This is a genomic window from Microbulbifer maximicatervae (SeqCode) (genome assembly GCF_052468155.1).
The window spans coordinates 3857002-3878661 of the sequence record NZ_CP174335.1 but is presented as its reverse complement, the minus strand read 5'-3'; the positions used below and the strand labels follow the sequence as shown (position 1 = coordinate 3878661).

The following is a 21660-nucleotide window of genomic DNA, read 5'->3' as shown; positions in this document are numbered from 1 at the left end:
CATGGGTATTTCAGGCGTGGGTATTTGGCAGGTACTTATTGTTCTTGTGTTAGCGGTTCTACTTTTTGGTAGTGGCAAGATCCGCCGTCTGGGAGAAGACCTTGGAGGAGCGATTAGTGGTTTCCGCCGCTCATTGCATCAAAGCGATAAGGATGGCACTAGAGAAGATTCCCCAGGTAACTTGTCTGGCAATCTACTCCAAGCTGGGGAGCGGGAATGAAGCGTAGAACTTTGCTACAGGTTGGTACCGGCTTGGCTGCAGCTGCTTTTACCGCACCCTTGTTTGGCAATAGTGGGCGAATCATTACCAATACCCCAGGTGGCCCTGTGAAAATTTCCCTGGCCCAATGGTCCCTGCACCGGCAATTGCGAAGTGGCACTCTCAAGGTATTGGATTTTCCTATTAAGGCAAGAAAGGCATTTGCAATTGACGCGGTAGAGTATGTCAATCAGTTTTTTGCCGATAAGGCCAGGGATCAGAATTTTCTTTCAGAGTTGAAAGTGCGTGCAATAGATCACGGGGTTAAAAGCCTTTTGATTATGGTTGATGCAGAAGGTGATCTTGGCAACCCAAATGCTAGCGAAAGACAACTAGCGGTAGAAAATCATTTCCAGTGGGTTGAAGCGGCCAAATATTTGGGTTGCCACTCTATCAGGGTGAATGCTGGCGGACAGGGTAGTAGCAGGGAGGTTAGTTCTGCTTGTAGAGATGGGCTGCGGGCTCTCTCAGAATTTGCCTTGGATTTCGACATCAATATTGTGGTGGAGAACCACGGTGGCTATTCCTCAAACGGGCTTTGGTTATCCCAATTATTACAGTCAGTGGATATGCCGAACTGTGGAAGTTTGCCAGACTTTGGAAACTTTGGTGACTACGACCGCTACTTGGGAGTAGAGCAGTTGATGCCCTTTGCCCGCGGAATCAGTGCAAAGAGCTTTTCATTTGATAAGCGGGGAAATGAGACCAATACGGATTTTGCCCGGATGCTGCGGATAATTCAAAAGGCGGGTTACAAGGGGTATATCGGCATTGAGTATGAAGGCGCCGGCGATGAAGACTGGGGGATCAAAGCAACGAAAGAGCTTTTGCTGCGCTTGTCGCGACAGGGTGAGCTATATAGCGAGTAAATAATAATTATTTGGTTAAAATGTAACCGGTTACTCTCATTTTTTGATCAAAGTATTTGGGGGTTTCTAGGTTCGTTAAAAATGTTTATAAAAATTAATCTTTTTGGTTAAAAAAACATAAGTTAGACATTAGATGTAATGGATAAGTAAAAATTTTTGGCAAGAAATGTAACCGGTTACAGATTTATCTTATAAATTATTTAAAATTAAACGAGTAAAACAAAAATAATTGATGAAGTAGGAGAGAGGCGATGCCGAATGATGACTTCGAGAAGAAAGAGTATGACGCACTGATTGTTGGGTCTGGTGCTGGCGGCGGTATGGCTGCCTATGTACTAGCCACTGCAGGGCTAAAGGTTCTATTGCTGGAGGCGGGGAGATCCTATGACCCGGTTAAGGAAACCCCAATGTTTAACCTCCCAAAAGATGCGCCCTTGCGTGGGGGGAGCACACCGGAAAAGCCGTTCGGTTTCTATGATGCAACGGTTGACGGAGGTTGGCAGGTACCTGGTGAACCTTACACTCAGGGCTCTAGGGAAAGAGGCCGCCGTTTCGATTGGTGGCGTGCCCGTATGCTGGGTGGTCGCACGAACCACTGGGGACGGATTTCCCTGCGAATGGGTGAGTATGATTTTAAACCCTATTCAAGGGACGGACTCGGTTTTGACTGGCCGATCAGTTATAACGATCTCGCCCCGTACTACGATAAAACCGAGATGCTCATTGGTGTCTATGGCACCAACGAGGGGTTAGAGAATACTCCCGACTCTTCTGCGGGTGTGTTGCTGCCGCCCCCGAAGCCCCGTGCCTATGAACTCCTGGCCAAAAAAGCGTGCGATAGACTGGGGATCCCTGTAATTCCCTCTCACCTGGCTATTCTCAGTGAGCGCCTAGATCACGAAAATATTCCGCAGAAACTATTCCCGGAAAATAAACTTGCCCAGGACGTTACCCGGGAATCGATGAAATCTCGTGCAGCCTGTTTTTGGGCCACGCCCTGTGGTCGCGGTTGCTCTATCAAGGCGAATTTCCAGTCCACGACTGTACTGCTGCCACCGGCATTAGCGACGGGCAACCTGGATATCATTACTGATGCCATGGTGCGTGAAGTTACCGTTGATAAGAAAGGTAAGGCAAACGGGGTTATTTATATTGATAAAGATACCCGTCAGGAAAGATTTGCCAGTGCCCGCGCTGTGGTTGTTGCAGCCAGTGCGGCTGAAACTTCGCGCATTCTCCTTAATTCCAAAAGCACTTTATTCCCCGATGGTATCGCCAATGGCAGCGGTGCCGTAGGGAAATACCTGATGGATACAGTGGGAGCTGGTATCGGCGGGCAGATTCCCGCTTTGGAAAGTATGCCTGCCCACAACGAGGACGGCGCATCGGCGATGCACATGTATATGCCCTGGTGGTTGTACAAGGAACAATTGCGTGGTGACCTGGATTTCGCCCGTGGCTACCACATTGAATTCGGCGGTGGTCGCAGTATGCCGGGCGCAGGTGCCTTCGGCGGTATGGGTGATTTTACCAATGGTGCTTATGGCAAAGACTTGAAAGAAGCCTGCCGGCGTTACTACGGCTCCTTTGTGTGGTTTGACGGTCGCGGGGAAATGATTCCCAACGAGGACAGCTACTGTGAAATTGATAAGGACCAGGTAGATCAGTGGGGCATCCCGGTGTTGAAGTTCCATTGGAAATGGAGTGACCAGGAATTGAACCAGGCCGCTCACATGCACAAAACCTTTGCTGAAATCATTGAGGGTATGGGTGGTAAGGTCACCTCTACCGTGCAAACCGACGGTGCCAAGGCAATTATCAACGGCGGTGCGATTATTCACGAAGTCGGCACCGCGCGCATGGGCTCAAATCCGAAAGATTCCGTGCTCAATCCTTACTGCCAGTCCTGGGAAGTACCGAATCTCTTCCTTACTGACGGCGCACCCTTTGTCTCCAATGCTGATAAGAATCCAACCCTGACCATTATGGCGCTGGCCTGGCGCACCTGCGACTACATCGTGGACCAGTTCAAGAAGAGGAATATCTGATATGAGCGAGGAAAAAACCAATCTGGGTCGGCGCAACGCCCTGCGTTTGATTGCTACCACCGCTGCTGCAGTTCCAGTCATTGGCTGTTCTGAGAAAGTAGCGCAAAAAGTTGTAGTGAAAGAGGAGGTGCCAGCGGCTGAACCGGTAGTAAAGAACCTGGACGCCCCGAAGCAGACTCTTGCCAGGGGCACGCCGACAGATCCGGATCTCCTTAATCCCGTTGTGCCTTGGGAGATGCAGCTTGAAATAGGTGAGTTAGCGGTATTGGCAGCACTTTGCGACGTCATTATTCCCGCAGATGAAACTTCTCCGAGTGCCTCTTCAGTAGGTGCCCATCACTACATCAACGAATATGTCAGCGCCCCATATTCCAATAATAAAGCAGATCTTGTCACGATTCGGGGAGGAGTTGTTTGGCTGGAGGGTGAGTCCAAGCGCAGATTTGGAGGTTCCTTTGTCGATCTGAATGAACCTCAAAAAATAGCCATCTGTGAGGATATCAAGTGGACTCGCACGGCGAAGCCAGAGTTCCAGGCTGGTGCTCGTTTCTTTGCCAAAGTTCGAGTTCTCGTGTCCACCGCTTTCTATACCACCGAGGAAGGTATGGCGGATATTGGCTATGTGGGTAACCGACCAATGGCGAGTTTCCCTGGAGCACCCCCTGAAGTTCTCAAGCGACTTGGCTTGGATAGCTAAAAACGCTTTTTGCTTTAGCGCTATACGCACATATAAAAATATCGAGACAGAACTGGATCGATAAGAGTAGGGCATATTCCGGTGGCCCGGCAAATGATATGTCGGGCTTTTAGGGTGAACGGAAAGCTAGAAAAAAATAATAAAAGAGAAATTTGAGCAATGAGAGAAATACCCTTAAATACAAATCGCCAGCTAGATCTATTGCGGACGTCCGTAAGTGTTCTAGTGTTGTGCAGTGTTGTCGGTATGGCAAATGCCCAGAGCACCAGTGAATCTGATACAGAGAGTCTGGTGCTGGAGGAGGTAGAGGTATTGGGTATTCGCCGGAGCATGGAGAAAAATCTCGATGTAAAGCGTTTTTCCAATGCGGTGGTAGACTCAATCACCGCTGAAAATATGGGTAAATTCCCCGATAAGAATGTTGCAGACTCTTTGCAGAGGGTTCCGGGAGTATCCATCGTTCGAAGCGGCGGCGAGGGTGCCGAGGTAAGTATCCGAGGAACTGCACCTGAGCTCACTTTTACCCAGCTAAACGGAAACTATATAGCCACTCCCGGCGATGATCCATCCCGATCATTTTCCTACGCATTGCTACCTTCAGCGATGATCTCCCGAGCGGATGTGTATAAAAGTCCAGAAGCAAAACTGGATGAAGGCGGGATAGGTGGTACTGTAATTTTACACACCCGCAAGCCACTGGACCTGGATTCCGGGGAGGGCATGTTATCCATTGAGAGTACTTATGCTGATGTTACTGGGGAGTACGAACCTCAGTACACCGGTTTTTACTCATGGAAAAATGATCAGGAAACCTTTGGCGTATTGTTTGGATACTCAAAGCAGGATCGTCAGAACCGGGTAATTAGCACCTCGGTAGAAAACTGGGGTTGGCAGGGAGATGAGTCCCCCCAGACTGGCGTAGAGGCCAGGGGGCCGATGGTGGATATCGACGGTAATGAATACCGGGATTTCTATGCGCCGCGAGCCGTTGTCGGTAGTGTCTTGGAAGAGGAGCGGACCCGGGATGGCATGCAGCTAAGTGCCCAATGGCGTCCGGTAGAACAGCTGGAATTTGGTGTCAATTATTTCCGCTTTGAGCTAGGCGGCAACTCAGAGAATTATCGTATCGTATTTCCTGAGTGGAACTACGGGGATGCAATAGCGCCGGGCAGTCTCAAGTTTGATGAAGATGGTGATACTCTTCTCGGCATTGGTATGCTCGATCGGGGCCAGGCAGAGTTACAGTCTCCACAGGTAGCTGGTGACTACACTCGAGCGGAATATGTTTCGGATACGCTGGATTTCAATATCAGTTACGAGGGAGATGGATATAGTGCTCGGTTGGTAGTCGGTAATACCAGTGCAGAGGGCGGCCCCTCTGAGAAATTGTTTGCATCAGTCAATTCCCGTTATGGCACTGCAACCGATTGGAGCTGGGATCTCAGCAGTGGTACTGCTGAAATTGATACCAGTGCAGATCTGGGAGATCCCAACACTTATCCTTTATATGACTGGTTCTCATCCCATTGGACCAGCAGCGAGGACGAGGAGAGTTACTACCAGCTGGACGTTTCCATCGATATGGATTATGCCTGGCTTACCTCCCTGGATGTTGGGGTTAAGTACCGGGACCATGAGATAAACCGCCGCATCACCAAACAATCCTGGGATGATGATAATCCTCCCTGTCCAACGATTAACTGGGGTGATGTTGATGGAGCTTGTTACCCCTGGTGGCCAAGTGATTCATTCCACACTGACCCCGATGGTGTGCCCGACACAATCGATATCCTTTCAAACGGCCCTCTCGATAATATTATCGGCGGTGTGAATGTGCCAAATTTCGCTTATCTGGAGTTTGATAAGTTAAAAGAGTTTCTATACGCAACCTATGGTGACCCTACGGTAATCGTCGAGAAAAATCAGGTTTACCGGGTTGGTGAGGAAATTACGGCTGCTTATGTACAGCAGAATTTTGCCTCGGCAGACCTGCGCGGAAACTTTGGTATTCGAGCAGTCCAGACCAAGCAGTATGCGAGCACCTACGACAATATTGATGGGGTGTTACAGGACGAACCCAATATTCGTGACAGCAGCAATACTGATATTTTACCTAGTGCTAATATCGCTTGGGATATCTCCGATGAACTGGTTATGCGCGCAGCTCTCGCTAGAGTCGTAGCGAGAGTGGAATACGATAATCTCGGTGGTTCTGAAGTGATCCACGCTCCTTTGCCCGGCTCAACAGTCAGTCAAGGGTATGCAGGCAACTCTGAATTGGAGCCTTATAAAGCTGATCAGTTTGATTTGGGGCTGGAGTGGTATTTCGATGATGCCTCTGCTGCAGGACTGACCTTGTTCAGAAAAGATATTGCTTCGTTTGTAATCAACGGCAGTTCTATGGTGACAAGGGATATCGATGGTGTTACCCGGGCAGTGTCTATGTCTATGCCGGTCAATGGCACTGATGCTACCGCACAAGGTGTAGAACTGTTTGTTCAGTATGCCTTTGATAATGGCTTTGGAGTCTATGCAAACTATACCTTCACAGATACGGAGCTAGCTGAGATTGACTCTGAAGGTATCAAAACCAAAACAGAAATTGCCGGCACTTCGAAGGACCAGTACAACCTATCCCTTTACTATGAAAATATCGACTTTAGCATTCGCGCTTCTTACAATTATCGCAGTGACTATGCAGACGGATTCCACAATGGCATGAACACTTTCACTGATGAATACGATCAGTTGGATGTTAATGCATCTTATCGCTTGATGGATAACCTGACGTTGACCGCCTCAATAATCAACCTTACCGAAGAGAAGGTGGATAGATATTGGGGTGAGGAAAACAGGGTCTGGGGCTCCTCATATTCAGGCCGACGAGCTTATATGGGGCTGACATATAGTTTCTAACCTCATTGCTACCCAGTCACGCGGACACAGGGACGTGTCCGCACCTTTCTGTAAATTTTTAATTTCATATCAGCGTACTCAGTTTAGGCGCAATTGAGTATTTTATTAGCTCTCATATATCAATTCGATCTAGGAAATGTGTGCATTTTATACTAGTACTCAGTTAAAGGAGTAATTTAAAGTAGTTTGAATGGAGGGATTTATCATGAAAAGGGTATATATAGAAGACGCAACACCCTATGCTCTGGGAGTTTGTGTCACAGTCTACACTACCTGTTAATAGAAGGTAGTTTTTCACAAAAAGTGAGATGGCCCTTGAAAATGAGGGACGTCTCACTCAGGGCTAATACAGACAAATCAAGAATTTAGCGATTCTGCCTTTCTAGTTTTTTTACTACTTCTAGTAAATATGATGGTTAAGCGATGATGAAAGGCGCTGCTTTATTAGATAATTTCTTTCTCTATTTCAGTGAAAATGAAGTCATCTTGTGGGATGTTGTTCATCACGATCAGTGGGCTTTGGATAAAGAAACCCTCATAAATATTCTGGATAAATTTTATTCCGATGTGCAGACAGGAGAAACTAAGGCAGCAGATTTCCTTCAAAGTAATGGAGCCTTCATCATTGGTGATTTAGCTCGGAAACAATGGGGTTGGGATGTACTATCCTGGTTTTACCATTATGGCACCAAGCTTTCGTTACCGCCCTCGACTGAGGGCAAAGAAGGGGCTAGTGAAGATCCCAGGGTATCTTGGGTAGGACAGTATGTTGACTACTGTAAACAGGTGCCGGAAAAGGCTAAAGGCAAGTACAATTATCCAGAAGTGGATATTCCACTGAATAGCTTTCCTACCACCAATCAGTTGGAGTCTGTGTTTGGGACCCGGTTTTCTTCACGAAAATTTGTACCGGGTACCACTTTAAAACGTGAGCTTTTGGAAAAAATACTTTTTCATTGTGTAAAATTTCGTACTTCTCCGTTTGTTGAAAAGTTTTATAAGGCCCACTCAGACAAAATAAATTATTTTGGATATTTTCGCAGCAGCCCTGCTGGCGGCGCCTTACAAGCTACAGATATTTACCTGATAGTGCATTCGGTACAGGGGATTGATCCTGGTATTTACCTTTACAATCCAATTGATCATGGATTGACCAAAGTCGGAGGTCCTGTTAGCCATGATAAGATCCGCCGCTTGCTGGTCGGTCAGCCCTATGCCGAGGGTGCCGCAGTTAATATTTGCTTTGTCTGCAAATTTAATCGGTTCTGGTCCAAGTATCGTCATTCCCGTATCTATCGGATGGCTTACCTTGAAGCCGGCCATCTATCTGAGAATATATTTCTCTATGCACACTCTCTTAAGCAAGACGTATTTATAGCGGGCGCTTTTTACGATGAAGAGTTTGAGAGTCTGCTGAAGTTGGATAAAGACAGTGCCATGGTCTTCTTTATGGCTATTGGTGAGGGAGAACATGCTTGTTTTCCTGTTGAGTACTTGCCTTCTGATTCAACAAAATTGGTTTAATGGATAATAGTTAAGTGTTTTTGTTAGATAAGAGCGCTTTGACTTCGCTGTAACCAATGATTTAAGGGTCAAGATAACGAGTGGGGGCTTTCCAATAAACAGTGAAAGAGAAAAGGTATCTATGGTGAGGCGAGCACTGTAAGGGAGTATGCCCCACCGACATTGATAAGGCGCGTCAGTGCAGGGTGTGGACCAGTTGTGAACTTAAGCGCATGGTGGGGGAGAAGCGGATCATATCGATTAGAGAGTCGATATAGCGTTCACCGAGTTCGCCGATATCTTCAATTCTTGAGGATAAGAGCCAAGTTTCAATCACACCGAACAGGCCACCGTGTAACATCTGCATCGCGAGGTCTGTATCAAGATCTTCGGGCAGTTGGCGCTCGGATACTGCGAGGGCAATCAGTTGTGCCATTCGCTCAAGCCCGCGGGTGCGCCCTTGCTTCATACGCAAGTGGGCTTCATTATTCTCGGTAACCTTTTCTTCACAGGGATGGAAGATAATCTCAAGTACCTGCTGCCACTCTGGGTTACAAGCAATTTCCTGAAACAGCCACACCCAGCGGGTTCGCAGTGTACCGAGGGGATTGGCGTTGAGTTGCTCGCCGGCGTTATTACAAAGTTGTTCGCCGGGTAGTACCATGCGTTCTGTCAGAGCGAGCAGCAAACCGGTTTTGCTGTGAAAGTGGTCGGCAACAGCACCGCAACTAACTCCAGCCAGCTTTGCGACTTCGGAAAGGGAAGGGCGACACACTCCATATTCATGAAACACATTGAGCGCGGCGTTTAATATACGCTCACGGGTGGTCAAAATTTGCTCATCTCTGCGTTTGGTCATAAGGAACAGCGGCTTCTTTAATCAATTATTAGTTTCACTCTGGCTCATTTTTGCAGCGTTTAACCGCAAGTGTGCAAAGGGGTTTTATGTGCAAACCCTTGAATATACTGGGTGAAAGTGCATGTTAGATGAAAATTGCACGATTATGAACAGTTGATCCTGTTTCCTACGTACTCATAAAATGCCACGCTACTTTACTCAGATTTCCTTGTCACTTAAAAATTCCGCTAACTGCCAATATTTTGTCCGCGCAGTCATTTTTAGAGGTAACCATGTTAAAAGCCCGAGCTCTCACCAGCCTTTTGGTCGCTTCCGCATTGTTGGCGGGGTGTAACGAGGAAGCTTCGGCTCCACCGGGAATGGCCCCCCAAGTGACCGTAGTCACACTTCAGCCGGAATCCGTCACTCTTACCAGGGAGCTGCCGGGGCGGACTTCCCCCTTTAAAGTGGCTGAGGTTCGTCCGCAGGTTAATGGCATCATAAAACGCCAGTTGTTCCGTGAAGGTGGCCAAGTTAGTGCAAATCAGCCACTTTACCAGCTAGATGACGCTCTTTATCGTGCTGACGTCGATAGTGCTAGGGCAAGTTTGCAAGGCGCAAAGGCGGCTATGAACATCGCTCGCCTCAAAGCCGAGCGTACTGCGAACCTGGTGGGTAATGGTGCTGTTAGCACGCAGGAAAATGATGCTGCGGAAGCCGATCTTCAGGAGGCCCGAGCCGATGTAGCCGCAGCTCAGGCGGAGCTGCACAGGGCGGAAATCCAGTTGGAATATGCAAGGGTCACCTCTCCGATTACAGGCCGAATTGGCAAATCTACAGTTACTCAAGGTGCTCTGGTAACGGCCAATCAAGCCGGAACTTTGGCTACTGTGCAGCAACTAGATCCGATCTATGTTGAGGTTACCCAGTCGGCAGCTGAGCTTGTTAGCCTCCGCCGAGCGCTTCAAGCGGGCACATTGGCCGACGCCACTCATCTACCTGTGACAATCCTATTAGAAGATGGCAGCGAATTTGAACACCAGGGCAAGCTGGAGTTTGCCGAAGCCAGTGTCAACCCCTCAACGGGCAGTGTGTTGTTGCGAGTAGTTGTTCCAAACCCGGATACCATGCTGTTGCCGGGTATGTATGTACGCGCAATTGTCGGTAGTGGTGTCCGTAAAGACGCAATTCTGGTACCTCAGCAAGGAATTGCGCGGGACCCTAAAGGCAATACCTCAGCCATGGTTGTTAATGAGGAAAATGTGGTTGCCCAGCGATCTGTGCGGGTTAGTCGTACGATTGGCAATCGCTGGCTAGTGGAAGATGGGCTCGAGGCCGGGGACCGGGTCGTAGTCGCCGGGCTTCAGAAAATTCGCCCGGGAGCCCCGGTACAGGCCAGCGAGCGCGAAAATGAGCAGCTGCCGGCGGCTGAAGGTGATCAACAGGCTGGCGAAGCGCCTGCACAGCAGGGGTCTTAAGGGTAGGGGTTATGGCAAGTTTTTTTATCAATCGGCCCATCTTTGCCTGGGTGCTGGCAATTATCACGATGCTGGCAGGTGTACTATCCATCGGCAAGTTAGCAGTAGAGCGCTACCCGGATATTGCCCCTCCATCGGTGAATATTGAAGCAAATTATCCAGGGGCTTCAGCCAAGGTGGTTGAGGACTCGGTGACCCAAATTCTTGAGCGTAATATGAAGGGGCTGGATGGCCTCCTTTATATGTCTGCCACCAGTCAGTCTAATGGCGGTGTTTCCATTTCACTGACCTTCGAGAATGGAACTGATCCAGACACGGCCCAGGTCCAGGTGCAAAACAAAGTGCAACTGGCAATGCCGCTGTTACCCCAAGAAGTTCAGCTGCAAGGTGTGAATGTTAGTAAGTCTCGGGGCGGCTTCATGATGGTTGCCGGTTTTGTTTCTGAAGACGGCAGCATGAATCGCAATGACATTGCAGACTATATCAACTCGGCCATCGTTGACCCGATAAGTCGAGTACCGGGAGTCGGTAATGTTCGAGTGTTTGGCTCCAAGTACGCCATGCGGATTTGGCTTGATCCCAATAAGCTCAACACTTATGGCCTCGCGCCTAGTGATGTCGCTGACGCAGTACGAGCGCAAAATGCTCAGGTTACAGTGGGGAGCCTTGGCGCTGCGCCAGCAATCCCGGGACAGCAGTTGAATGCAGCGATTACTTCCCAGGGACGCTTGCAATCCCCTGAGCAGTTCAGAGATATTATCGTCCGAGCCAATGGGGACGGTTCTCTGCTTCGGCTTGGAGATATTGCCCGTGTTGAGCTGGGAGCTGAGAGCTATGAGTTCATTTCCCGCTATAACCGTCAGCCCGCTTCAGGTATCGCTATTAGCTTGGCGACTGGGGCTAATGCTTTAGAAACTGCGGATGCAGTAAAGTCCAAGCTGAAGGAGCTGGAAGTTTACTTCCCGCGTGGCCTCACTTCGGTAGTTCCATTTGATACGACGCCATTTGTCGAGGTCTCGATTAAGGGGGTTATCAGTACCTTGATTGAGGCGATCGTGTTGGTATTCCTGGTGATGTACTTATTCCTCCAGAATTTCCGCGCCACTTTAATCCCAACGATTGCAGTGCCAGTAGTGTTGATGGGCACTTTTGCCGTACTGGCTGCGCTGGGCTTTTCGGTGAATATGCTCACCATGTTTGCCATGGTGCTTGCGATCGGCCTCCTCGTAGATGACGCCATCGTAGTAGTGGAGAATGTCGAGCGCGTGATGCAGGAGGAAGGGCTATCACCGAAAGAGGCTACCAAGAAGTCGATGCGGCAGATTACTGCGGCTCTGATCGGAATTGGCGTGGTGCTATCGGCAGTGTTTGTACCTATGGCATTTATGGATGGTGCTACCGGTGTGATCTATCGTCAGTTCTCCGCCACCATTGTTGCAGCTATGACGCTGTCAGTGTTGGTGGCGATTATCTTGACACCAGCGCTGTGTGCAACCTTGCTCAAACCGATTTCTAAGGGTGAGAGTCACGGAGAAAAAGGATTTTTTGGTTGGTTCAACCGAAACTTTGAAAAGGGTAGTCAGCGTTACCAGACCGGGGTGCAAGGTATTCTTAAACGCAGCGGCCGATTTATGTTGTTGTTTGCAGTGCTCTCCGCCGCAATGGCCTTTCTGTTTCTGCGTCTACCGAGCTCTTTCCTGCCGGATGAGGACCAAGGCGTGCTCTTTTCTATGGTGCAGGCGCCGGTGGGCGCAACCCAGGAGCGTACTATGGGCTCCATAAAGAAAGTGGAAGACCAATTTCTGGATAACGAACAGGGCACCGTTAAGTCTGTATATTCCGTGCAAGGCTTTAGTTTTGCCGGTAGCGGACAGAATACCGGTATTGTTTTCGTCAATATGGAAGATTGGTCCCAGCGGGAAGAGGAAACGCAAAGCACCGTTTCGGTCGCTATGCGCGCGATGGGCGCCCTGATGCAAATTAAAGATGCGATGGCTTTCGCTTTTGCACCTCCGCCACTCCCTGAGTTGGGTTCTTCTGGTGGTTTCAACTTCTACCTTCAGGATAATGGCAGTTTGGGCCATGAGGCATTAACTGCAGCCAGGAACCAGTTTCTGGGAATGGCCGGACAAAGTGAACTTCTGGCGAATGTTCGCCCCAATGGCCAGGAGGATACTCCTCAATTTCGTGTGAAAATTGATAATGCGAAAGCAGCAGCGCTCGGTCTTTCTATTGATGATATCAATAGCGCTTTGAGTACGGCTTGGGGTGGCTCTTATATTGATGACTTTATCGATCGCGGACGAGTAAAGCGCGTGTATATGCAGGCTGATGCTCCTTTTAGAATGGTCCCGGAAGACTTCCAATTGTGGTCAGTGCGTAACGATCTAGGCGATATGGTACCGCTATCTTCCTTTGCAAGCTTTGGTTGGGAGTACGGCTCCCCCCGCTTGGAGCGCTATAACGGCGTTCCATCAATGCAGGTTAATGGGCAGGCTGCCCCCGGAGTCAGTTCTGGTGAGGCAATGGAAGAGGTTGAGCGCCTAGTAGCACAGCTGCCCGCTGGTATTGGCATAGAGTGGAGCGGTCTCTCATATCAAGAGCGCTCTGCTGGAGCACAAACCCCATTGCTGTATACCTTGTCCCTTTTGATCGTGTTCTTGTGTTTGGCTGCTCTCTATGAAAGTTGGACAGTACCGACAGCAGTACTATTGATGGCTCCTTTGGGAATCCTGGGTGCAGTACTGGCCAATAGCCTAAGGGGCATGGAGCGCGACATTTACTTCCAAGTGGCGATGCTGACTACAGTGGGGCTAACCAGTAAAAACGCCATCCTGATTGTGGAGTTTGCCAAACAGAATTTGGAAGACGGTATGGAGTTGGTGGATGCTACGATGCGAGCTGTACGGGACAGGTTGCGTCCGATCTTAATGACATCTCTCGCTTTTGGTTTGGGGGTGTTGCCCTTAGCCATAGCAACCGGAGCTGGCTCAGGTGCCCAAAGGGCAATCGGTACCGGTGTGTTCGGCGGCATGATTGTTGGAACTCTACTGGGAATCTTCTTTATCCCACTGTTCTTTGTTGTGGTGCAGCGGTTGTTTGGCAAGAGAGTGCATAAGCAGGAAGTGGAGCTGGCTAAACAAGACATTTCGTCAGAAAAAAATGAGAGAGCAGAAGCGGCCGAAGCGTTTTAACAGAGCTTTAACTATAAAGTAAATAAAGCCAGGTCAGGTTAATGGGCCTGGCTTTTTACTTTCTGGCCCCCCATAAGTCACAAGATCCCTGAATAGGGTGCTACTGCCAGTCTCAAGATACAAAGTGAACCTCTTTAGTTCCAGCTCAGCCAACATGTGATCGTTTTAAATTATTCGCTGAAGTAATGAAGCACTAGCAATGATTTAAATCAAGAAGCCGAATAGTGTTTGGAGTCAAAATGCTAATCCCAGGCAAGGTGAGTAGCTATCCATACATGATTGAGCCTCACTTCCAAGCTAGATAGAGTGCAGTATAGAAGCCTGATATGGACGTTCATAGATTATTACTTCTATGGGGCCACCGATATTGCATAAATGTTATTAGCAGATAATTCAAAGTGAAGAGTCGGGATGGATTTAAAAGTTAAAGAAGGTCAAGTGTGGAAATATGATAATCGAGAGGGCGAGGAGGATTCGCGGGTTATCATATTAAAAATTGAAGAGTCTAAGGACGATTCAATGGTGGTACATGCTCAGATTTCAGGCATTAAAATTTATAACCCTAATAGTGGAGAGGTCATTGAGGAAATTACTCATATGCCGTTTTCAATTGAGGCACTAGGGGCAAGCATATCTGAACTAATGGGGGAATGTGAGATACCTGATTATGAGGACGGCTACAATTCATGGAAACGAGAGTATATTAATGGCAATGCTGGCGTGTTCACTATTTCTATAGGAGAGGCAGTGAAGTATATGGATGATGCGGTGAATAGCTAACAATAGCCTTTTTACTACATTTCAAAAACAAATATCCTTTTATGTGATAACCGTCTCAAACTTATAGCCCCTAAATAGAGTTGCAGGGGCTCAACGCATTGAATTATATCGAGAAGGCAACTCTATTCGTTTAGTAAAAGCTCACTATTTCTGATAGTTCAGTTGGCAAAATGCAGTGCCTTGGTGGATTGCTTATACTTATCTATCAACCATATATTGTGGAATCAAGTTGCAGCTAAACAGGATTGGGGTCTCTGTAAGAAATACTTAACCTGAATAGAGCTGACTTGCCAAGGCCGTCAATATGCTTTGAGTTCCCCGAGGATGAAGTGGTACACCGGTACCCTATAAATATTCGTTTTGGAAAGACATTTCTTGATACAATCGTCTCGTATTCGTGGTGAAATGGAATTGCTTATTTCAAATGGCCTTAGATTTGGAGTGAGTGAGGTAGTAGCGGGAGAGTGTCGATGTTTATTGCTGACTCTGACAAAGAGTGGGAAAAGTTTGGCAAAGAAGATGCTTATTACGGTGTTCTAACCGAAGAAAAATTTAGGAAGGAAAACTTAACAGATAGAGCAAAGCAAGATTTCTTTAAAACGGGACAAAGCCATGTTCACAATATACTGACAAAAGTGAAACAACATGTAGATGATGGCTTTGTCGTCAAGAGGGCGCTTGATTTTGGCTGTGGAGTTGGAAGAGTAGCGATCCCTTTAGCGTATATTACTGAAGATGTTACAGGTGTTGACATATCTGATTCGATGCTTATGGAGGCTAAAAAAAATAGTCATGAGCAAGGCTTAAAGAATATTGAATTTGTGAAAGCTGATGAGAAGCTCTCTCTAGTTCAAGGGAAATTCAACTTCATCCACTCCTTTATAGTGTTTCAACATATCCCTGTTAAAAAAGGGCAAAGACTATTTAGTCTTCTGCTTGATAAGTTAGAATCGGGCGGGGTTTGCGTTGCCCATTTTTCATATGCCAAAACTTCAAAACTAAAAAGGTTGACTTCATTTTTGAGTAGTACTGTGCCTTTTTCAGGGAATATCCTTAACCTTCTTAAAGGCGAGCCTTTTATGGCTCCAAGAATGCAGATGAATAACTATGATTTAAATAAGTTGCTTTCCCAAATTCAAAGGGAGGCTATGTCACATTGCTATTTAGATTTTACAGATCATGGCGGTGCGTTTGGGGTAACACTCTATTTCAAAAAAGTGTAAAGAGGCGGTAGGCATTTTCACAGTTCGTATCTTCCTCCCAATAGACTTAGTTTAAAATTCTACGAATTAATACTTGTCGTGCTTGTAAGTTTATAATTGGTGGCAAAGCCATATAGATCCCTGGGCGCGACATGTATTTTCAATCCCCCTCATACTTTTAATCTAGCATAACCTGCGGCCTTGGAGGTCAAATTGTAATCCAGTGGTTGGCTTTGAGAAAAAGATATAGTATTTCTCGGGTGTTTTTTTGTTTGCTATTACAAATAGATCCTATTTGACAAATGGGTAGTGAAAATGGCGTTTTTGAAAAGATATTACTGGGCTTAGCGCTGAATTGATGAGGCCAGGTTTTAGTTGATGTTTCATTGGTGGTTGGAATGATAGTTTCTGTTTCGCAGAGAATATAGAAGAGTCAGCAATTGGCGTAATTAAAACACAAGTCTCAAATAAAAAGTGGCGGCTTGAAGATGATTTAAAAGGCTCGTTTTTGCGAGATAGGTCACAGAGGAATGCATTTAAGAGGGGGGCTGAGGTCATCGATGTCTAGTTTTTCTATGGTAATATCCTTGTAAGATTATGTTGGATAGTTTCAGGGATGAGTATTCATGAGTGGCTACAAGAACTTTATTTTTTTTCATCCAAAAACAACAGGGATGCAAGATGGTAGGGCTGTTTTTATCGACCCGAACTTACTCCCCAGGTTTATTGATTTAGTAGATATAGACTCTGCTGAAGGCAAAAGAACTGCAAGTAAGCTGATCGAGCTTAGAGGGGCCGCAGGGGGAATTACTGCTGACAGCAACCTAAAAACAGCAGGTGTACACCGCGAAGTAATGGGTGTTGTAGAGGTTCTTTACGAGGTGGTTCAGCAAGGGGGGCTGAGAACAGGGGGGCAGGGGTTTATATCAAAAAAATAAGGCGGGCCAATGGAAACTCGGGCTCAGCAGCTCTACCTGCGGGCTTTTACCAATCAGATTATAAGAGAACGGAATGGGCTTTGACACCGATTATGGACGAAGCTATTCCTACAGCAGTGGGGGCAATTGGAGCCGTCTTTGATGAAACCGCTTATGATGCTCTGTCTACTGCAAAGGAGTATGGTGAATATTTTCAGACTTCAGGAAAGGTAAGCCATAAACTGCTGAATAATAGTTTCTCACTTTACTATGCACCTAGCTTTGTAGTTGATGAGCTTGGAGGGTGGGAAACAAAATCCCAGAAGCTCTTAGGGCCTAATGCTGGGCCTGAAGAGCTGGCTCGTATTTTAAATAAAGCGGAGAGGTCCTGGGATGAGAGGGATCAAACCATAAAATACCACTGGTACGTGTTTAAAGAGGGGGCAAAAATACTCCATCGAGCCTTAAAAATATTTAAGCAGAAAGCGGGTGGAAAAAAGCTGCAGCAACACTGTTTCTACTTTGTTAACCCACGAGAAAATCTAGGCTTGTTGATGCAGGAAGTTGAAGCTATTGGCGCGCAGACGAAAAAGACTAGTTACGAACATGAGATGGTGGATGATATCGCTAGTAAGGTGCACCAAATAAAGGATAGTAGTTGTGCCGTGAGAGGCCTACAAAAAGTAGCAGATGCTCCTTGGACAAGGTTTGATACAGATTTGCAGAAGTGCAGTCGCTATTACCAGGATAAATTGATCGCTGGCGGTGATAGCAATCGCACCTTTGCGGACGCAGTTAACTATGTTAGAAGTGAATTTAAAAGTGGCTGGGGTGATTGATTGTGGCTTACGTGGATTCGCTGGACTTAAACTCCCCAATTATCGAGCAACTTGATGAGATTTACTGGTCGCCTTTTGATACGATGCCATTACACCAGTTTGACCTTGGTTTATGGCATCTTTCGTTTAACGGAAAGCTATTACAGCAAACCTATGGGGGCAGGAAGTATGCCCCATATGTCACGCCTATTGACAAAGAAGAAAGTTACCCTAGGTTCTATGGTGGACAGCCAATCTGGGATGATGAGAGCCCCTATATTTGGTTTACGTTTCACCCTATCAGGACGACATGTAGTGTCCATGTGGGGCCGGATGATACATGGATTGTGGGTGGTGGCTATTTCTCAATTCAGGTGATTCAGGTACAAGAAGCATCTAAATCTGGTGTCTTTGAACTCTCTGATTGCAGCCAATTAAAGCAGTTTATATTTAAAAAGCATAAAGATGACCTAGAATACTTACAAGAATTGGGACACGAAGATCGTTTTAGCGCTTGGACCCCAGATGAGATCCAAGAGTACAAAATTAAGGGCCGGGATTGGTATGAAATTGTTGACGGAACTCGAGCTTTAAACTGGTGCTTTAACTTATATACTCACTTATCCGATAAGCACCTGCTGTGTATCACTTATGAGCCCAGACAGTTCTGGCCGCCTTATCATGTGCCCAGTGAAAAAGCTTTGCTGGTCAGTAAATCCCCCATGTGGGATTTTATGGATAATTTAGAGCTTTCCAAAATGGAGGAGGGTAGCCAGGTGATTACTGGCACCTTGGAGCGAGAAGCCGATATTTCTGGAGAAGATGAATTTGATAGTAGCTGGTAAGCTAGCTTAGTAAGTCGGCGAGAGTAGCTATGGCTTGTGAGGACTTGCTACATAGCGGCCAGGTGTCCCCGGAAAATAAGACGAAATTTCCTCTAGCGTTGGATTTCTATTGAGGTTGCAAACACATTGCTATCAACTTTCAGAAGATCTAAATGAGAATTTACATAGCTAGAATAGGTCAAGTAATAATCATCTGAGTTTTATATTTAGAGGGGGGAGGCTTCCTCCCCCCTTCAAGTATTCACATATAGACTTTTTAGCTCTCTATTTTACATAAGCTCTGCAATACGCTTCTTTGCAGCTGCCAACGACTTCTCTTTTGCTTCTTCTCCCATTGCCAAGCCTTCAGCATAGACAAACTCCACATCAGTAATACCAATAAACCCCAAGAACTGTCGAAGGTAATTACTTTGGGGATGATCATCACCATAAACACCACCCCGTGAAATAAAAACGACGGCTTTTTTGTTCCTTAATAAGCCCTCAGGGCCGCTTTCGGTATATCGGAATGTTACCCCGGCACGTGCAATAAAGTCGAAGTAGGTGTGTAAATTAGACGGGACGTTGAAGTTATACATCGGGATACCTAGCACCAGCAGATCTGCCGATGATATCTCCTCTATCAGTTTGTCTGAAAGTTCTGCAATTTCACTTTGCTTGTTTGAACGGCTATCAGCTGGCGTATTGTGGGCTTGAAAGTGCTCCAGGCTCAGATGAGGTACAGGCTCGGATACCAAGTCACGATGGATGATTTCATCTTCCGGGTTCTTAGCCTTCCAGCTCGCTATAAAATTGTCCGTAAGTTGAGATGACTGGCCGTTCTCTTGAAAGAGGCTGGACTTGATGTTGAGTACCTTTGCCATGACTGCTTCCTCGTAACTAACTTTGTATGAAGCTATTGAAACATTCATTAAGTTGATTAAAAATTAGAATTTTCTGCTTAATTACATCGAAAAAATCGATCATGAAACAACGGTTGGCGCAATTATCAAACCCAAAGATCACTCTTGAGCAGTGGCGTTGCTTGATAGCGGTAGTTGAAGGGGGAGGGTATGCAAAGGCCGCCGAGCTACTGCACAAGAGTCAGTCGTCGGTAAGCTATTCGGTGCAGAAGTTGGAATCACTACTGGCTGTAGCGGTTTTCACCATTAGTGGACGCAAGGCGATTCTGACTCCCGCAGGTGAGATGCTCTACCGTCACGCAAAGCAATTACTGGAGGATGCTTCTGCATTGGAGCAGGCCGCCAGCCGGGCCTCGGCTGGATGGGAGTCCCAGATTGCGATTTCCGTGGAGGTGCTATTCCCAATTTGGTTGTTGTTGGACTGCCTAGCGCTTTTTGGCGAAGAGAGCCCTCAAACTCGTATTGAAGTGCATGAGATGGTGATTAGTGGAACTTTAGAAGCCTTGAATGAGGGGAGAGTTGATTTTGCAATCAGCCCCAGAATACCGCTGGGCTACAACGGTGAATTACTGCCATCTCCTGCACGTCTAATCCCGGTGGCCCATCCCAAGCACCCCCTGCATGAACTGGACCGCCCGCTAACTATGAATGATCTCCGCAATCATCGTCATCTGGTGGTTCGGGATACGAACCCCCAGAGTGGTAGTAAAACGCTCACGGTTGAAGTGGCTAAGCGGTGGACTCTAAGTAGCATGTCTTCTTTGATTGGCGCTGCTTGTAAAGGCTATGGTTTTTCATGGCTGCCAGAAGACAAAATTCTGAATGAGCTCACTGAGGGAAGCTTAAAACCCTTGCCCCTCCAAGGAGGAAGTAAAAGGGAGGTCCCTATGTACCTGATCTTCCCTAACCGGGACGATATTGGTCCCGGCGCACGGAGATTGGCGGATATTATCAGGGATCGTTTGCAGGATCTGACACCCCCGGAGGCTTCTTAGCTAGGCCATGAACTAGTTAGCAGGGGCAATTTGAATCTAATTCGCTTACTCATTGTTCAACAAGCCAATTTCATGAGCGGTCTCGACGATTGGCTGGTACATTGAGTTGTCTGCTTTGATAAACCCTTTGCGGGGAAATGCGGCAAGTAGTTTAGGGTCCCGCATATTCAAAATCGCCTGCTGGACTTTGTCTAAGAAGCCGTTGCCCCAGGTTTCATCGACATCCCCACGAATTGTCCAGTTGTAATCTGGATATCCTGGGGTTTTCCAGATCACTTGCACTTTGCTTTCATCCACTTTGCCGGCTTTCTTTTCATTTTCCCACACCTTGTGATTTAGGGCGCCAACCTGATACTTCCCAGATTGCACAAGATCCAGGGTATTGGAGTGGTCACCTCCAAAGCCCACACGGCTGAACACCTCGGCTGGGGGCTTGCCCAGTGCTTTTCGAATAAAATACTCGGGCATTAGCCGTCCAGAAGTGGAGTGCTCTGAACCAAAAGCAAAGGTCATACCCTCAATACCGCGGGGGAACTCTTTTGAAGGAGTGAGCCCAGTACTTTTATTTGCAATAAAATAGGAAGTGAAATTTTGATCTCCTTCTCCCTGGGCAATGGCCTTGGCGCCAGGCTCCGCAATACGGGCCTGTACCCCAGTAAATCCGCCGAACCACGCCAATTGAACTTTGTTATTTTTAAAGGCCTCAACCGTATCGCTATAGGATTTGACCGGTAGGTATTTAACTTCAACCCCAAGCGCGTCGGACAAATACTTTGCAACTTTGCCAAAGCGTTTTTGTAAGCGCTCCGGGTCCTGGTCTGGAATGGCAGTGAAAACAAAAGGTTTTGGGTTTTCTTGAGATAATACAAAGGGTACGCCGCACAGTATTACGAGGCTTAGAATAGACACGGTTAAACGCTTTAACATTCTTTTGGTCCTCTGCGGATCTGTAGTTCAAAATTTGTAGGATAAAACTAAAAATGTAACTATTGGCGTTATATATAGATCAGAAAGCCTGACTAAATTATATTTTCTTTCTTTGGGTTAACAAAAGCGAGATGGCCTTCTAAAATTTGTACGCTATATCTGATTTGTTAATATAGTTGGCAGGTATTTACTTGTTAAATACTCTTCAGATCTTGATTGTTACAGGGATTCCTTCTTTGTTGAATAGTTTTTGTACGAAATATACTTATTCTTCGAACTGCAAATAGTAGATTTACGCATTCATTAAGCTCGCCTAGCTCATGTAAAGGTATAAGTCAGAAAGGGCTTTCAATGCCCATTCTTAGTGTATTGAGGAGTGCTCCATAAACCTGCGATTTCCTGAAAGATAAGTCCCGCCTCAGCATGAATTGCTCCATAAGCCAGGGGAGCCACGAATTTGTTTAGCGGTTCC

Annotated in this window: 17 protein-coding genes; 14 read left to right on the top strand and 3 right to left on the bottom strand. The window is 46.9% G+C overall.

Features of this window, described 5'->3' with window-relative positions; translation table 11 throughout:
- Position 1: 1 nt before the first annotated feature.
- The 6 genes from ACJJIY_RS16500 to ACJJIY_RS16475 all read left to right on the top strand — a co-directional run bounded on the left by ACJJIY_RS16500 (position 2) and on the right by ACJJIY_RS16475 (position 8313).
- Positions 2-220 (top strand): twin-arginine translocase TatA/TatE family subunit, encoded by a 219-nt coding sequence (locus tag ACJJIY_RS16500; RefSeq protein WP_108733294.1) that lies wholly within the window; start codon positions 2-4, stop codon positions 218-220.
- Positions 217-1128 carry a sugar phosphate isomerase/epimerase family protein gene (locus ACJJIY_RS16495; RefSeq protein WP_445358391.1) on the top strand — a complete coding sequence of 304 codons (912 nt, stop codon included), beginning with the start codon at positions 217-219 and terminating at the stop codon, positions 1126-1128. The genes ACJJIY_RS16500 and ACJJIY_RS16495 overlap by 4 nt, the downstream gene beginning before the upstream one ends.
- A 251-nt stretch (positions 1129-1379) precedes the next feature.
- Positions 1380-3176: a GMC oxidoreductase gene (locus ACJJIY_RS16490; protein WP_445358390.1), complete on the top strand. Its 1797-nt coding sequence runs from the start codon at positions 1380-1382 to the stop codon at positions 3174-3176.
- A 1-nt stretch (position 3177) separates the two neighbouring features.
- Entirely contained in the window at positions 3178-3873 is a 696-nt protein-coding gene (locus tag ACJJIY_RS16485; RefSeq protein ID WP_445358389.1) for a gluconate 2-dehydrogenase subunit 3 family protein, read from the top strand.
- A gap of 159 nt (positions 3874-4032) precedes the next feature.
- Positions 4033-6789 carry a TonB-dependent receptor gene (locus ACJJIY_RS16480; RefSeq protein ID WP_445358388.1) on the top strand — a complete coding sequence of 919 codons (2757 nt, stop codon included), beginning with the start codon at positions 4033-4035 and terminating at the stop codon, positions 6787-6789.
- 423 nt (positions 6790-7212) lie between these two features.
- Positions 7213-8313 carry a SagB/ThcOx family dehydrogenase gene (locus ACJJIY_RS16475; protein WP_445358387.1) on the top strand — a complete coding sequence of 367 codons (1101 nt, stop codon included), beginning with the start codon at positions 7213-7215 and terminating at the stop codon, positions 8311-8313.
- A 175-nt stretch (positions 8314-8488) separates the two neighbouring features.
- Here the strand turns inward: ACJJIY_RS16475 and ACJJIY_RS16470 are convergent, their stop codons facing one another.
- Positions 8489-9151 carry a TetR family transcriptional regulator gene (locus tag ACJJIY_RS16470; RefSeq protein ID WP_444917098.1) on the bottom strand — a complete coding sequence of 221 codons (663 nt, stop codon included), beginning with the start codon at positions 9149-9151 and terminating at the stop codon, positions 8489-8491.
- Positions 9152-9423: 272 nt separating this feature from the next.
- Between ACJJIY_RS16470 and ACJJIY_RS16465 the strand changes: the two genes are divergently transcribed.
- The 7 genes from ACJJIY_RS16465 (at position 9424) to ACJJIY_RS16435 (ending at position 18364) form a co-directional block, all read left to right on the top strand.
- Positions 9424-10608: an efflux RND transporter periplasmic adaptor subunit gene (locus ACJJIY_RS16465; RefSeq protein WP_444917099.1), complete on the top strand. Its 1185-nt coding sequence runs from the start codon at positions 9424-9426 to the stop codon at positions 10606-10608.
- An 11-nt stretch (positions 10609-10619) separates the two neighbouring features.
- The gene (locus tag ACJJIY_RS16460; protein ID WP_445358386.1) at positions 10620-13802 is read left to right on the top strand and encodes an efflux RND transporter permease subunit; all 3183 of its coding nucleotides are present in this window, start codon (positions 10620-10622) and stop codon (positions 13800-13802) included.
- Between the two features lie 411 nt (positions 13803-14213).
- Positions 14214-14582 (top strand): hypothetical protein, encoded by a 369-nt coding sequence (locus ACJJIY_RS16455; protein ID WP_444897250.1) that lies wholly within the window; start codon positions 14214-14216, stop codon positions 14580-14582.
- Positions 14583-15052: 470 nt separating this feature from the next.
- A complete protein-coding gene (locus tag ACJJIY_RS16450; protein ID WP_444897251.1) occupies positions 15053-15805 on the top strand; it encodes a class I SAM-dependent methyltransferase in 753 nt (250 codons plus the stop codon).
- 605 nt (positions 15806-16410) lie between these two features.
- Positions 16411-16722: a hypothetical protein gene (locus tag ACJJIY_RS16445; RefSeq protein ID WP_445358385.1), complete on the top strand. Its 312-nt coding sequence runs from the start codon at positions 16411-16413 to the stop codon at positions 16720-16722.
- Between the two features lie 80 nt (positions 16723-16802).
- The gene (locus ACJJIY_RS16440; protein ID WP_445358384.1) at positions 16803-17540 is read left to right on the top strand and encodes a hypothetical protein; all 738 of its coding nucleotides are present in this window, start codon (positions 16803-16805) and stop codon (positions 17538-17540) included.
- A gap of 2 nt (positions 17541-17542) precedes the next feature.
- Positions 17543-18364 (top strand): hypothetical protein, encoded by an 822-nt coding sequence (locus ACJJIY_RS16435; RefSeq protein WP_444897253.1) that lies wholly within the window; start codon positions 17543-17545, stop codon positions 18362-18364.
- 269 nt (positions 18365-18633) lie between these two features.
- Here the strand turns inward: ACJJIY_RS16435 and ACJJIY_RS16430 are convergent, their stop codons facing one another.
- Positions 18634-19227 (bottom strand): FMN-dependent NADH-azoreductase, encoded by a 594-nt coding sequence (locus tag ACJJIY_RS16430; RefSeq protein WP_445358383.1) that lies wholly within the window; start codon positions 19225-19227, stop codon positions 18634-18636.
- 101 nt (positions 19228-19328) lie between these two features.
- On the opposite strand from ACJJIY_RS16430, the gene ACJJIY_RS16425 reads away from it, so the two are divergent.
- The gene (locus ACJJIY_RS16425) at positions 19329-20261 is read left to right on the top strand and encodes a LysR family transcriptional regulator (protein WP_445358382.1); all 933 of its coding nucleotides are present in this window, start codon (positions 19329-19331) and stop codon (positions 20259-20261) included.
- Between the two features lie 45 nt (positions 20262-20306).
- Here ACJJIY_RS16425 and ACJJIY_RS16420 read toward each other — a convergent pair whose 3' ends face one another.
- Positions 20307-21188: a putative selenate ABC transporter substrate-binding protein gene (locus tag ACJJIY_RS16420; protein ID WP_445358381.1), complete on the bottom strand. Its 882-nt coding sequence runs from the start codon at positions 21186-21188 to the stop codon at positions 20307-20309.
- Between the last annotated feature and the right edge of the window lie 472 nt (positions 21189-21660).

What these genes read in the sequence shown, in the direction of transcription:
- ACJJIY_RS16465 (WP_444917099.1), top strand. Translation starts at nt 9,424, where the DNA reads ATGTTAAAAGCCCGAGCTCTCACCAGCCTTTTGGTCGCTTCCGCATTG.
- ACJJIY_RS16480 (WP_445358388.1), top strand. Translation starts at nt 4,033, where the DNA reads ATGAGAGAAATACCCTTAAATACAAATCGCCAGCTAGATCTATTGCGG.
- ACJJIY_RS16450 (WP_444897251.1), top strand. Translation starts at nt 15,053, where the DNA reads ATGTTTATTGCTGACTCTGACAAAGAGTGGGAAAAGTTTGGCAAAGAA.
- ACJJIY_RS16425 (WP_445358382.1), top strand. Translation starts at nt 19,329, where the DNA reads ATGAAACAACGGTTGGCGCAATTATCAAACCCAAAGATCACTCTTGAG.
- ACJJIY_RS16490 (WP_445358390.1), top strand. Translation starts at nt 1,380, where the DNA reads ATGCCGAATGATGACTTCGAGAAGAAAGAGTATGACGCACTGATTGTT.
- ACJJIY_RS16470 (WP_444917098.1), bottom strand. Translation starts at nt 9,151, where the DNA reads ATGACCAAACGCAGAGATGAGCAAATTTTGACCACCCGTGAGCGTATA.
- ACJJIY_RS16420 (WP_445358381.1), bottom strand. Translation starts at nt 21,188, where the DNA reads ATGTTAAAGCGTTTAACCGTGTCTATTCTAAGCCTCGTAATACTGTGC.
- ACJJIY_RS16455 (WP_444897250.1), top strand. Translation starts at nt 14,214, where the DNA reads ATGGATTTAAAAGTTAAAGAAGGTCAAGTGTGGAAATATGATAATCGA.
- ACJJIY_RS16495 (WP_445358391.1), top strand. Translation starts at nt 217, where the DNA reads ATGAAGCGTAGAACTTTGCTACAGGTTGGTACCGGCTTGGCTGCAGCT.
- ACJJIY_RS16445 (WP_445358385.1), top strand. Translation starts at nt 16,411, where the DNA reads ATGAGTGGCTACAAGAACTTTATTTTTTTTCATCCAAAAACAACAGGG.
- ACJJIY_RS16485 (WP_445358389.1), top strand. Translation starts at nt 3,178, where the DNA reads ATGAGCGAGGAAAAAACCAATCTGGGTCGGCGCAACGCCCTGCGTTTG.
- ACJJIY_RS16460 (WP_445358386.1), top strand. Translation starts at nt 10,620, where the DNA reads ATGGCAAGTTTTTTTATCAATCGGCCCATCTTTGCCTGGGTGCTGGCA.
- ACJJIY_RS16475 (WP_445358387.1), top strand. Translation starts at nt 7,213, where the DNA reads ATGATGAAAGGCGCTGCTTTATTAGATAATTTCTTTCTCTATTTCAGT.
- ACJJIY_RS16500 (WP_108733294.1), top strand. Translation starts at nt 2, where the DNA reads ATGGGTATTTCAGGCGTGGGTATTTGGCAGGTACTTATTGTTCTTGTG.
- ACJJIY_RS16430 (WP_445358383.1), bottom strand. Translation starts at nt 19,227, where the DNA reads ATGGCAAAGGTACTCAACATCAAGTCCAGCCTCTTTCAAGAGAACGGC.